The 12,232-nt window shown below is 62.0% G+C and carries 10 protein-coding genes; 6 read left to right on the forward strand and 4 right to left on the reverse strand.

The features are described 5' to 3' along the window. The first annotated feature begins 139 nt into the window (after nucleotides 1–139). Nucleotides 140–1,084: a Nudix family hydrolase gene (locus E2F49_RS12670; RefSeq protein ID WP_133394230.1), complete on the forward strand. Its 945-nt coding sequence runs from the start codon at nucleotides 140–142 to the stop codon at nucleotides 1,082–1,084. A gap of 122 nt (nucleotides 1,085–1,206) precedes the next feature. On the opposite strand, the gene coaE is transcribed toward E2F49_RS12670, so the two are convergent. The 4 genes from coaE to pilB all read right to left on the reverse strand — a co-directional run bounded on the left by coaE (nucleotide 1,207) and on the right by pilB (nucleotide 5,952). Next, a complete protein-coding gene (coaE, locus tag E2F49_RS12675) occupies nucleotides 1,207–1,818 on the reverse strand; it encodes a dephospho-CoA kinase (RefSeq protein ID WP_133394231.1) in 612 nt (203 codons plus the stop codon). 13 nt (nucleotides 1,819–1,831) lie between these two features. Next, entirely contained in the window at nucleotides 1,832–2,695 is an 864-nt protein-coding gene (locus E2F49_RS12680) for a prepilin peptidase (protein ID WP_055246530.1), read from the reverse strand. Nucleotides 2,696–2,723: 28 nt separating this feature from the next. Continuing rightward, entirely contained in the window at nucleotides 2,724–3,998 is a 1,275-nt protein-coding gene (locus E2F49_RS12685; RefSeq protein WP_133394232.1) for a type II secretion system F family protein, read from the reverse strand. Between the two features lie 229 nt (nucleotides 3,999–4,227). Further along, entirely contained in the window at nucleotides 4,228–5,952 is a 1,725-nt protein-coding gene (gene pilB / locus E2F49_RS12690; RefSeq protein ID WP_133394233.1) for a type IV-A pilus assembly ATPase PilB, read from the reverse strand. A gap of 145 nt (nucleotides 5,953–6,097) precedes the next feature. On the opposite strand from pilB, the gene E2F49_RS12695 reads away from it, so the two are divergent. From E2F49_RS12695 to E2F49_RS16445, 5 genes are all read left to right on the forward strand, one after another. Continuing rightward, nucleotides 6,098–6,961 (forward strand): glycosyltransferase family 2 protein, encoded by an 864-nt coding sequence (locus tag E2F49_RS12695; protein ID WP_133394234.1) that lies wholly within the window; start codon nucleotides 6,098–6,100, stop codon nucleotides 6,959–6,961. A gap of 105 nt (nucleotides 6,962–7,066) precedes the next feature. After that, nucleotides 7,067–8,275: a glycosyltransferase gene (locus tag E2F49_RS12700; protein ID WP_133394235.1), complete on the forward strand. Its 1,209-nt coding sequence runs from the start codon at nucleotides 7,067–7,069 to the stop codon at nucleotides 8,273–8,275. A 4-nt stretch (nucleotides 8,276–8,279) separates the two neighbouring features. Continuing rightward, nucleotides 8,280–9,182, forward strand: coding sequence for a glycosyltransferase (locus E2F49_RS12705; RefSeq protein WP_165971234.1), 903 nt, complete (start codon nucleotides 8,280–8,282; stop codon nucleotides 9,180–9,182). Further along, the gene (locus tag E2F49_RS12710) at nucleotides 9,179–10,045 is read left to right on the forward strand and encodes a glycosyltransferase family protein (protein WP_133394237.1); all 867 of its coding nucleotides are present in this window, start codon (nucleotides 9,179–9,181) and stop codon (nucleotides 10,043–10,045) included. The genes E2F49_RS12705 and E2F49_RS12710 overlap by 4 nt, the downstream gene beginning before the upstream one ends. A 1,042-nt stretch (nucleotides 10,046–11,087) precedes the next feature. Beyond that, a complete protein-coding gene (locus E2F49_RS16445; protein WP_165971235.1) occupies nucleotides 11,088–11,750 on the forward strand; it encodes a class I SAM-dependent methyltransferase in 663 nt (220 codons plus the stop codon). Nucleotides 11,751–12,232: the final 482 nt, after the last annotated feature.

Consider the following 12,232-nt stretch of genomic DNA (forward strand, 5'->3'; position numbering starts at 1 on the left):
TGGATCGGATCGCCATGCGCCGCACGCAGCCGCGTTCCCGAGGGCAATCATCGGCGCCCCGATCTCTGGCGCCCCGAGCCGACTGGCAAACCCGTCTCGCCCGGCCTACCCTGACCGCCGTTTCCCATCTTCGAGCGGCATGAGCGAACGCGTCATCGAAGTCGTCGCCGGCGTCATCACCGACAAGCGGGGCCGCATCCTGCTGTCGCGGCGCACGCCCAACCGCGACATGCCCGGCCTGTGGGAATTCCCCGGCGGCAAGCGCGAAGCGGGCGAGACGCCGGAGGCGGCGCTGGCGCGCGAGCTGGACGAGGAACTCGGCATCCGCGTGACCGTGGGGGCGCCGCTGATCACGGTGCCGCAGCAGTACCCGAGCAAGCGCCTGCGCCTCGACGTGCGTCATGTCGTGCACTGGGACGGCGTGCCGCGCGGGAGGGAAGGGCAGGCGCTCGCCTGGGTGGCGTCGGACAAGCTGGGTCGCTACTCGATGCCGCCGGCGGACCTGCCGGTCGTCGCTGCGCTGCAGACCCCCGACCGCTATCTGGTGACACCGCCGCCGGGCGATGACGATGCCGCGTGGCTGCATGCGCTCGACGACGCGCTGCGGGCCGGCATCCGCCGTGTGCAGGTGCGCCTGCCCGGCGTCCCGGACGATCGCCGCCGTACGCTGTTGCAGCAGGCTCTCGCGCGTTGCCACCGGCGCGACGCGCGCCTGCTGTTCAACGGTGCCGTCGAGATCGCGCTTGCGGCCGGCGCCGGTGTCCACCTGACGTCCACCGCGCTCCACGACCATGCTGACCGTCCGGTGCCGGCCGGCACGCTGCTGGCCGCCTCCTGCCACGACGCGCGCGACCTCGCACAGGCCACGCGCATCGGTTGCGATTTCGTGGTGCTCGGCCCGGTCGCCGAGACCGACAGCCACCCCGGCCAGCCCGGCATCGGCTGGACCGCGTTCGCGCAGCTGCGCGAAACCTGCGCCGTGCCGATCTATGCGATCGGCGGCATGATGCCCAACGACATCCCCGAAGCCCGTCGCCACGGCGCTCAGGGGATCGCCGCGATCCGGAGCCTCTGGTCGGGCTGACTTGTTCTGCGCCTTCCCCCGCCCGCGGGGGAAGGTCGGGACGGGGGCAAGCGATCGGGCGAGGCGGAGTCTGTCCAAGCCCAAAAGATGGCCGCGGCGAAACCCATCACCGACAAGGACCTCTACAGGCGTGTCGCGGGCTCGCGATAGCGCAGATCCAGTACCCCAATCGCCGCGTCCAGCGCCTCGAGCGTGCCATCGTTGACGATCACATCGTCCGCGATCGCCAGCCGCGCTTCACGCGTCGCCTGTGCAGCCACCATCCGGCCGGCAAGCGCGACATCGATGTCGTCGCGCGCCAGCAGCCGCGCCATCTGCACGTCCGTTGGGACGTCGATCACCAGCACGCGCTGCAACCACGGATAAGCGGCGCGCCCGCCCTCCGCCAACAGCGGAATCGCCGCGACCGAATACGGCCCGGGTGCCGCCTCGCACTGTGCCCGCAGCGACGCGCGGACCCGCGGGTGGATGATGGCCTCGAGTCGCCTGCGTGCATCGGGATCGTCGAATATCCGTCGACGCATCGCGGCGCGATCGAGTTCGCCATCGCTGGACAGCACGCCGGCACCGAAGCGCTCGACGACCTCCGCCAGGCCGGCGCTCCCCGGCGCCACCGCTTCGCGCGCCGCAATGTCCGCGTCGGCCACGAGGGCGCCCCGCCGTTCGAACGCGCGGGTCGCCGCGGTCTTGCCCGAGGCGATACCGCCGGTCAGGCCGATGATCAGCGCGCTCATCGCAAAGCAGGACTCAACCGAGACCGGCGAACCGCTTGTAGGCGCCGATCAGGTCGTGACCCCACATGAAGGTCACCCAGCCGGCGATCGCCAGATATGGTCCGAACGGAATCGGCGTGGAGCGATCCCGCCCCTGCACGGCCAGCATGACCGACCCGATGATCGCGCCGGCCACTGCGGACAGCAGGATGATCGGCAACAGTCCGCTGAGCCCGCACCAGGCGCCCAGCGCCGCCAGCAACTTGAAGTCGCCGTGGCCCATGCCTTCCTTGCCGGTCGCCTGCTTGAACAGCCACCAGACCGTCCACAGGCTCGCGTAGCCCACGACCGCGCCAAGCAGGGCGGGCTTGGCCGGCATGTAGAGGTTGTCAAGGCTGGCGATCAACCCCAGCCACATCAGCGGCAAGGTCAGGGAATCGGGCAGCAATTGCGTGCGGATGTCGATGCCCGAGGCCGCGACCAGGAACGAGGTCAGCACCAGCGCACCGAAGCCCTGCCAGCCGAACCCGAACTGCCATACGCAGGCCGTGAACAGCAGCATCGTCAGCAGCTCGACCGCCGGATACTGCGCCGAAATCGGCGCCTTGCAGCTGCGGCACTTGCCCCGCAGCGCCAGCCAGCTCAGCACCGGAATGTTTTCGTACCAGGAGAGCTGGTGACCGCAATGCGGGCAATGCGAGCGTTCGACCACGATCCCCGGCGGCGGCGGATCGTAGAGCTCCGGCTCGCCCAGAATCTCGCGCGAATCCCGCTTCCATTGCCACTCCATGCGCCTGGGCAGGCGCAGGATCACCACGTTGAGGAAGCTGCCTACCAGCAGGCCGAGGCCCGCGGCCAGGGGATAGCCGAGGGCGGGGTTCTGGTCGAGAAACGCCATCTAGTCGATTACCAGCACGTAACGGACATCAGACCACGGCCGCCAGCTTGAAGATCGGCAAATACATGCCGATGACCATGCCGCCGACAAGGCCGCCAATAAACACCATGATCAACGGTTCCAGCAGGCTACTGAGCGCGTCAACCGCGTTGTTGACCTCTTCTTCGTAGAAGTCGGCTACCTTGAACAGCATGGTGTCGAGTGCGCCGGCTTCTTCGCCGATCGCGGTCATCTGCACCACCATGTGCGGGAACAGATTGACCTGCTTCATCGCCATGTTGACCTGATAGCCAACCGATACATCGTCGCGCATGCGATTAACCGCTTTCTCGTACACCGAGCTGCCCGTCGCGCCTGCCACCGTATCCAGTGCTTCCACCAATGGCACGCCCGCCTTGAAGGTGATCGCCAAGGTGCGTGCAAAACGCGCGACCGCAGCGTTGTGCAGCAGTTGTCCGATCACCGGCATCTTGAGAAGCATGCGATCAATCCCGTGTTGCATCGGAACCGATCGCTTGTAGGCGAACATGAATCCGGTCACGCTACCGATCAGTATCAGAAGTGCCAGCCACCAGTAGGACACCATGAATCGACTGGCGGACACGAGCATCTGGGTGAAAGCAGGGAGCTCGGCACCAAAATCGGCGAAAACCGCCTCGAACTGTGGAACCACGAAGATCAAAAGGATCGCGCTGACGAGAATTGCGACCGCAATCACCGCGATCGGATAGAACATCGCCTTTTTGATCTTGCCCTTCAGCTTTTCGGTGTTTTCCTTGTAGGTCGCGATGGTGTCGAGCACGGTTTCGAGCACACCTGCGGACTCGCCTGCACGTACAAGATTCTGATAAAGCTCGTCAAACTGCACCGGGTGCTTGGCAAGCGCTTCGTTGATCGAGCTGCCGCCCTCGATGTCCTGGCGCATCGTGTTAAGCAGTTGCGCCATCCGCGGGTTCTTATTGCCGTTGCCCACGATCTCGAGCGCCTGCACTACCGGTACGCCGGACTTGATCATCGTGGCGAACTGTCGACTGAAAACGGCGATTTCCTTGGCCGTGATCTTTTTTCCCGCAGTGCCGAACAACGGCTTCGGCTTGGTTTTGATAACCCCGGGCTGGATACCCTGTCGCCGCAGCTCCGCTCTGAGCATGTTCGCATTCTTGGATTGCTGCTCTCCCTTCATCTTGACACCGCGCTTGTCGGTGCCCTCCCAGACGAAGGTGTCCAATTCCACGCCGGCACGAGTCGGCGTTGCAGGCTTCTTGGCGACGGTCTTGCGAGCGGCGGTGCGGCTGATGGACATGCGGGCGTTCCCCCAGGGGCCGGCCTTCCCCGGCCGGACTAGAGCGGCATGGTAGCGGCTTGGCGATGAAAGTGGCAGGCCGGTGCGTGACGGCCTACCGGATTCAGCAAGTCAGGGAAGTCACAAGCCAGTCGGGAGGCTCAAACAGCCCCAATTTGTGTGAGCGCGCGGCCCCCGTAAGTCCGTCTGCGATCGAAATCGCCTGATCGAGCGTTGGAGCCCCTGCGACCTAATCCTTGGTGACCCGATTGATTTCCGCCAAGCTCGTCAACCCCTGTCGCGCCTTCTCAAGCGCCGACTTGCGCAGATCGTTGATCCCGGCCTTCTCGGCGACCTCCGCGATCTGGATGGCATTGCCGCCCTGCAGAATGATCTCCTGGATCCGCTCGCTCATCGGCATTACCTGGTACACGCCGACCCGGCCCTTGTAGCCGTTGGTGCACTCGTCACAACCCACCGGCTCGTAGAGTTCAATACCGCCTCGGACGTGGTCTTCACTGAAGCCTTCCGCCAGCAGCGCATGGTCAGGCAGATCCACGCGCTTTTTACACTTTGAACACAGGCGTCGCGCCAAGCGCTGGGCGATGACCAGAGTCACTGACGAGGTGATGTTGTAAGGCGCGATGCCCATGTTCATCAGGCGCGCGATGGTCTGAGGCGCGTCGTTGGTATGCAAAGTCGACAGCACCATGTGACCGGTCTGCGCGGCCTTGATCGCGATCTCGGCGGTTTCCAGGTCGCGGATTTCACCAACCATGATGATGTCCGGATCCTGGCGCAGGAACGAGCGCAGCGCCGCCGCGAAGGTCATGCCGCGCTTGTTGTTCTGCTGCACCTGGTTCACGCCCGGCAAGCGGATTTCCACCGGGTCTTCTGCAGTCGAGATGTTTCTGGTTTCGTCGTTAAGGATGCCCAGCGCCGTGTACAGCGACACTGTCTTGCCCGAGCCGGTCGGGCCGGTCACCAGCACCATGCCGTAGGGCTTGTGGATAGCTTCGAGGAACAGCTTTTGCTGGTCGGGCTCGTAGCCCAGCTTGTCGATGCCCAGCTTGGCTGCGCTGGCATCGAGGATTCGCAGCACCACCTTCTCGCCGAACAACGTGGGCAGGGTGCTGACGCGGAAGTCGATCTGCTTGGTCTTGGACAGGTTGAGCTTGATGCGGCCGTCTTGCGGCACGCGTTTCTCTGCAATGTCCAACTGTGCCATCACTTTCAGGCGCGCGGTGATGCGGCCGTTGAGCTTGACCGGCATCTTGGCGACCTGCTTGAGGATGCCGTCGATGCGCAGGCGTACCCGGTAGTCGGTCTCGTAGGGTTCGAAGTGGATGTCCGATGCCCCGCGCTTGATCGCGTCTACCAGCACCTTGTTGACGAACTTGACGATAGGCGTGTCGTCCTTGCCGTCGACAACGTTCTCCATCTTGCTGGGGTCGTCGTCGCCACCGGTGTCGAGCGCGTCCAGACCGTCGGATCCATCGAGCGTCTCGCCGAAGCTGTCGGAAGACTGCAGCCAGATCTCCAGCGTGCGCCTGATGCTGTCCTCGTCGACCAGGATCGGCTCGACCGTCAGATTGGTGTGGAACTTGATCTCGTCCAGCGCATGAGTGTTCGTGGGGTCTGCAATCCCGACGAAAAGACGTGCGCCGCGCTTGTAAAGCGGCAGCACCATGTGCTTCTGCAGCAGCTCTTCGCTGACCAGCTTGACCGCGCTGGCCTGGGAATCCACAGCCGACACATCAAGAATCGGCATGCCGAATTCGACTGACTGGGCAGCAGCCATCTGGGCCGCTGTGACCAGCTTATGCTCCCGCAGAAAGGCCGCAATCTGCTTGCGGCTCGCCGTCGCCTTCTCCAACGCCTCGCGTGCAGCCGATTCGTCCAGCGCGCCGTCGAGGACGAGTCGGCGGGCGATGCCAGTGATGCCGACCAGGTTGGGCGTGGCGATTGCGTTCATGGTCACGGTTCCGATGAGCCTGTGCGGAACTTTACTGCAAGGCGGGTCGCGCGGCATCGGTATGTATCGGCGAACGGCGGCCCCTGAAAGCTTTCCGAAGCCCCGTGCAGCGCGGTACCCTCGCCGCGGGAACCGGGGAGCATGCATGCGGATATCGATCGTCCTGCCGGCGAAGAACGAGGCGGAGGGATTGCGCCGGACGTTGCCGAAGCTAGCCACCTGCCAGCCTGGCGCTGAACTGATCGTCGTGGACGACGGGTCCACCGACGAGACTGCTGAAGTGGCCCGCCAGCACGGCGCCTGCGTAGTGTCCGCGCCGTATTCGATGGGCAATGGCGCCGCCATCAAGCGCGGGGCCCGTGCGGCAAGCGGCGAGATTATCGTCTTCATGGATGCCGACGGGCAGCACGACCCGGCCCACGTCGCGTCTTTGTTGAGACGCATGGACGAGGGCTACGACATGGTGGTGGGCGCTCGTGACGCCAGCGGCCAAGCGAATGTAGGGCGCAGCGCCGCCAATGGCCTCTACAACCACTTGGCTAGCTGGATGACAGGTCATCGGATCGCCGACCTCACCTCCGGCTTCCGTGCCGTGCGCGCAGACAGGTTCCGCGAGTTCATTCACCTGTTGCCGAACGGCTTCTCGTACCCCACGACCAGCACCATGGCGTTCTTCCGCAGTGCGTATTCGGTGGCCTATGTGCCGATTCCGGTCGCGAAGCGACTAGGCAGGAGCCACATCAAGCCCATGCGGGATGGCGTGCGCTTTCTGTTGATCATCTTCAAGATCGCCACGCTCTATTCGCCGTTGAAGCTCTTCTTGCCTGTTTCGCTCGGGTTCTTCGCGGTCGGCCTGAGCTATTACGCATACACATTTGCAACGGTGGGGCGCTTCACCAACATGAGTGTCCTGCTTTTCAGCGCGGCAGTCATCGTGTTTCTAATCGGCCTGATCTCTGAGCAGATCACCGGCCTGACCTATCTGGCTGCGCGCAAGGAGCATGACTAGTTCTCTTGCGAAGTCTGGAGCGGCGCCACTCGGGGCGAGCCTGATCCGGCGCATGCACATTGGAATGGTCAGTTATGGTGACCCCCTCGTCTGGCGGAAGGTGAAATGAGGCCGCAAGAACCTCCGTCGCGGAAGCCACGGCTTCTTGTGCTGGCCTCCACCTACCCGCGCTGGCGTGACGATCCCGAACCCGCATTCGTTCACGAACTTTCCAAGCGCCTGATCCATCGCTTCGAGGTGACAGTGCTCTGCCCGCATGCGCCAGGAGCCGCCATGCGTGAAATCTTCGATGGTGTGCGCGTGGTGCGATATCGCTATGCGCCCACGCGCTGGGAAACTCTTGTGAATGACGGCGGCATCGTCAGCAACTTGAATCGCGCAAGGTGGAAGCTGTTGCTGGTGCCCGGTTTCATACTCGCGCAGGTTGTGACGGCCTGGCGCATGGTGCGTGCCGGTGAGGTCGACGTCATGCACGCCCACTGGCTGCTCCCACAAGGAATGGTTGCGGCGCTCGTTGCCCGAGCTCAGGCGGGGCGTAAAGTTCCATTTCTGGTGACGTCTCACGGTGCTGATCTGTTCGCGCTCCGTGGCCGTTTCGCGAGATGGGTGAAGGCTTGGGTTGTCGGGCGCGCCGCCATAGTGACCGTGGTCAGCGAGGGTATGCGGCAGCCGATGCTCAAGCTCGGTGTGGTGCCCGCCTCGCTCGGGGTGGAGCCGATGGGGGTCGATCTCACGGGTCAATTCACACCGGATGCGGAAGCCGAACGATCGCGCGACGAGCTGCTGTTCGTAGGACGATTGGTCGAAAAGAAGGGCTTGCGGCATCTGATCGACGCCATGCCGACCATTCTCGCCGAAAGGCCGTCTGCATTTCTCACGGTCGCAGGCTTCGGTCCAGAAATGGAGGATCGGCGAGATCAGGTCTCGCGGCTCGCGCTTTCTGATCGAGTGAAGTTTCTTGGTGCCGTGAAACAGGAAGATCTGGTGGCGCTCTATCGACGAGCGGCGGTGTTCGTTGCACCGTTCATAGAGGCTGGAAGTGGCGATCAGGACGGACTGGGGCTGGTAATCGTCGAGGCTGCCGGTTGCGGGGCACCTGTTGTGGTATCCGATATGCCCGCCACACATGCGCTCAATGGACTTTCCTCTCAAGCTCTTGTGGTGCGCTGGTCAAATGCTGAAGAGCTTGCGCGAGCAATTCTTTCAGTGCGCTGGTCCGGGCATCGAGAGCAGGCTTGGATGGCGTTCGACTGGAATCAGCGAGCGGCTGCCTACAAGCGAATCCTCGAAGATGTCTTGCGTGAGCCGAGATAGACCGATGTTCGCATCCTTGACGGCAACTTACTACCCGAACTCTGAGATCCTGCGTCGGCAGTTGTGTGCGATTCCGGATGGCTGGATAAGGCTCATCGTAGATGACGGTACATCCGACATGGCTTGGCGTGATATCGCGCGGATGCTGCGCGCGTTCGATCGCGTTGAGGTCATCCGGCTGCCTCGCAACATTGGACTTGCCGCAGCCCAGAATGCCGGGCTGCGTCAGCTCAAGAAGCGCGAAGATGTCGGCTGTGTTCTGCTTCTGGATCAGGATACTGAGCCCCGCGAGCATGCTGTCGAGTTGCTGGTTAGCGCGTATCGGGAGCTCGCAGATGCCTTTCCGAATGTCGGCGCGGTGGGGCCGGCGCTGATCGACCCCGCGACAGATGTGCATCACGGCTTTCACGTGGTTCGACGAGGCGTCTGGAAGCGGATTTCGCCGTTATCCGGCCCACCAGTGCCATGCGCGACGCTCAACGGCAGCGGCACGCTGATGGCCTTGGACACGGCGATTTCGCTGGGCGGGATGGATGAAACCTTGTTCATCGATATGGTTGACGCGGAGTGGTCATTCCGGATGTCGGCAAATGGATTCGGTCTCTATGGCGTCCCAGGCTCCCAATTCCTGCACAGGATGGGGGTTGAAACTTCCCGCATATGGCTGTTCGGGTGGCGTGTCTGGCCCAGACGCAGCCCGATCAGGAATCGTTACGTCTTCAGGAACTCCATCAAGCTGATGCGCAGGAACTATGTGCCTGCGGTATGGAAGGTCTGGGCGGTCATCAAGCTCTCACTGTCTTTCGTGGTGGCTCTGATGACAGATCCAGATCGCTGGAAGCAACTGGCTTCGATGGCGGCCGGAGTCGTGGACGGCCTGCGGCGCATCGACGGAAAAGTCACGTGACTACCGGATTTAGAAAAGCAAGTCTCGGAGGATTGGTCCTTCATTATCTGGATGCGACGCGAACAGCGACGTGCGTGCGCTCGATGCTGCGCGAAGGTTTCGCGCCGATTCTGGTTTGGGACAATTCGGGTGACGGTGGTCGATCGGTGGGCGAGCTCAAAGATATTATTTTCCCCGGCGATGGTGTGATCTATGAAGGGATTAATCTGAATATTGGATTCGCTGCTGGAGTTAATAGAGGGCTTGATGTGCTTTCCGAGACGCATCCAGGGCGTCCGGTGCTTCTGCTCAATAATGATGCCGTTCTGATTGAGGGGGCTGGGCATTCGTTTCGCGCCGCTGCTTCGAAGTATCCAGAGGCTGCAGTGTTCTATCCCAAGATCGATAATATCGGGCGTGTAGCTGGAACGACTTACTATCAAGTTCTACTTGGCTTGCTCACTAGAAGACGTCTTCCTTGGTCTGTTGCCCACGCAAGCGGCTGCTGCATGCTCATCCAGGCGTGGAATGTCGAAGGGGCGGTCTTTGATGAAGACTTCTTCATGTATGGAGAGGATGTTGAGCTGGGGCATCGGCTGCAGTCCCAAGATCGACCGATGGTGCATATTCCGCTGGTTCTTGTCGTGCATGAGGGATCCGCGAGCAGCGGAATGGCGTCGGAATTCTATGAGTCCAGAATGATTGCTGCGCATCTCATACTTGCTCGGAAATTGACTGGCCGAGAAGTCGTTTATTGGGCCCTCCTAGTCTCGCGCTGCGCCTCGCTTTCGATTCGCGCAATACTGCGTGCCCTCCGATACAGAAGTACTGTTCCGATAAGCGCATTAATTGGCGGTGTGCGAATAATGCTGGGGAGGGCCTAAGTTGAAGTTCGGGGGTCCCTGAATTTTTATTAGGCTGTGAGAAAAGGGCGGTCTCCAGATTATTTTTGCCGCAGCAAGGGCGTCGGCCTCGGGGTCTGGCTCAAGGCGGGAGCCGCTAAGCTGAGTGAGAATTCCTGCGCCCTGGAGATTGCTGCGAACTCAAGAAGTTTTCCTGGAAATATGTGCGGTGGGTGCACGCTAGCCGAAGAATTGGAGCTGACGAAGGTCCTGTTGGAAGAAGGCGACTTGGTGCTTCATGCGTGTACGCGGATCTGCGTTCCGAGGCGTGACTGATGCTATCGCTGGGGAGGCTGGACCCACGGCGGTAAGTTGGGAACGTTGGCGCAGGTCCGGCGCAGGATATGCAAGCGCCGGAAGGCGCTTTAGCCGGCGATCGGATTTCTGGTCAGGACGACGGGATTGGTCAAGGCTCACAGGGTGATGTGCTTAATGTGACATTGGCGGCGGGAGGCCATAACCCGCGCTGACTGTTCCGGACTATTGGGGGGATCGACATGATCCTTTTGTCGCGGCTGCTGAGATGTTGGAGTTGGCTGAGAAGCTGGACCGACGTTATTTCGCGTCCATAGCGGTTACCGTACTGCGTGAACAGGTTTTGCAGAGGTGATTGAATGGAAACTCGGGAGGTTCTTTAATGCGTGGGGACGTCAGTGAGCAAGCAACGAGCGGCAAATGGTCACGAGGAACGCTTGAGCGCCTCGGCGCTTGTCCAGCCTGCGGTTGTGTGTCGGATAAAGATGTCCGCATGGTTCGACGCGACGACCAGTGTGCGATGCCTGACGCGTGGCAGTTGATCCGTTGCGCGTCCTGCGCTTCGGTGTACTTGGATCCGCGACCTTCGGCGGACTCCCTTGCGCGTGCCTACGAGGATTACTACACGCATGCTGATGAGGCGGCGCCGTCGCATGGTGGCCTCGTGTCGAGCTTGGTCAACGGGTATCTCAACCGGCGTTTCAATATGCGACGCCTGCCTGCGTCCCCGGTCGGTTGGTGGGTCATGCGTACTCTCCCGCCGTTACGGATGAAGCTGGATGTCTTCGGGCGTCATGTGTCCCCCGCCGTTTGCAAGACAGGCGGAAGGCTGCTGGATGTCGGTTGTGGGAATGGCGCGTTTCTGCTGCGCGCGCGGGCCATGGGGCTGTGCGTGCAGGGGCAGGAGCCGGATCCAAGAGCCGTCGAAGCGTGTCTAAAACACGGTCTGGATGTGTATCAGGATGACATATTCTCCGCTCGATGGCCGGTCCATTCATATGACTGGATTACGATGAACCATGTCATCGAACATGTAGAAGCACCGCACATCCTGATCGATCGCGCCTATCAGCTGCTCGCTCCGGGCGGCACATTGTGGTTGGGACTTCCGAATCCCGGCGCACTCGGTTTGAAGTTCTTGGGTAAAGGCTGGAAGGGCTTGCATCCGCCCTATCACTTGCTGATTCCAAGCCGATGCGCGCTTCAACAATGGTTGCTGGACACCGGCTTTGAGGAAATCGAGTTCCTGAAACGAGGAAGCCAGAGCGCAGGTGGCTGGCGCGAGAGCGCGCAGATCGCGCGACGGGAGGGACTCCATGCCCGACTGCGCTGGTTGCCCGCGGTGCACTTGCTCGGAGAGATGCTGAGCAGTCTCGGCACGCACTGGTCTGAAGAAACAATTTTGATTGCACGCAGGCCGAGCGATCAATGAGAAATGCGGTCGCCGCCGTGGCGCTGCATTTCCGCACGGTCGAAACCACCTCAGCCTGCCTGCGTGTTGCGAAGCAGGTGTGCAGCACACCTTACTGGTCGACAACTACGAGGATCAGAGCCACTCGCTCGCGCCTGTCCTGTTGAAGCTTGGTAATCCCCCGCTCATCAGGCAGGCGTGGAGGTGCCTTATCGTCAGTTCCGCGGGCGCGGCAGAGCCCGTACTTCACCAACGCGCTCCTGCCGGGCTGCTCCTGCGCTCGACGCCCATAGGGCGCTTGGTCCGCTTGTGCGCGGCGCCTGTCAGTTGCTATCCGCCGCTGTGGCTGCGCGCCACCCGTTCGACGAGGCGCTCGTCTACTAGGGGAAGATGTCGATTGGACGGCACGCCGCCAGACGGATGGCGTCACCGTGCCTCGCGACCAAAATACAAACGTCGAACACGCCGGTGCGGCGCTACGAGTACCACATCATGCGCGGGAA

This window comes from Luteimonas terrae, from assembly GCF_004358165.1.
Classification (GTDB): Bacteria; Pseudomonadota; Gammaproteobacteria; order Xanthomonadales; family Xanthomonadaceae; genus Luteimonas; species Luteimonas terrae.

What these genes read in the sequence shown, in the direction of transcription:
- E2F49_RS12670 (WP_133394230.1), top strand. Translation starts at nt 140, where the DNA reads ATGAGCGAACGCGTCATCGAAGTCGTCGCCGGCGTCATCACCGACAAG.
- coaE (WP_133394231.1), bottom strand. Translation starts at nt 1,818, where the DNA reads ATGAGCGCGCTGATCATCGGCCTGACCGGCGGTATCGCCTCGGGCAAG.
- E2F49_RS12680 (WP_055246530.1), bottom strand. Translation starts at nt 2,695, where the DNA reads ATGGCGTTTCTCGACCAGAACCCCGCCCTCGGCTATCCCCTGGCCGCG.
- E2F49_RS12685 (WP_133394232.1), bottom strand. Translation starts at nt 3,998, where the DNA reads ATGTCCATCAGCCGCACCGCCGCTCGCAAGACCGTCGCCAAGAAGCCT.
- pilB (WP_133394233.1), bottom strand. Translation starts at nt 5,952, where the DNA reads ATGAACGCAATCGCCACGCCCAACCTGGTCGGCATCACTGGCATCGCC.
- E2F49_RS12695 (WP_133394234.1), top strand. Translation starts at nt 6,098, where the DNA reads ATGCGGATATCGATCGTCCTGCCGGCGAAGAACGAGGCGGAGGGATTG.
- E2F49_RS12700 (WP_133394235.1), top strand. Translation starts at nt 7,067, where the DNA reads ATGAGGCCGCAAGAACCTCCGTCGCGGAAGCCACGGCTTCTTGTGCTG.
- E2F49_RS12705 (WP_165971234.1), top strand. Translation starts at nt 8,280, where the DNA reads ATGTTCGCATCCTTGACGGCAACTTACTACCCGAACTCTGAGATCCTG.
- E2F49_RS16445 (WP_165971235.1), top strand. Translation starts at nt 11,088, where the DNA reads ATGAAGCTGGATGTCTTCGGGCGTCATGTGTCCCCCGCCGTTTGCAAG.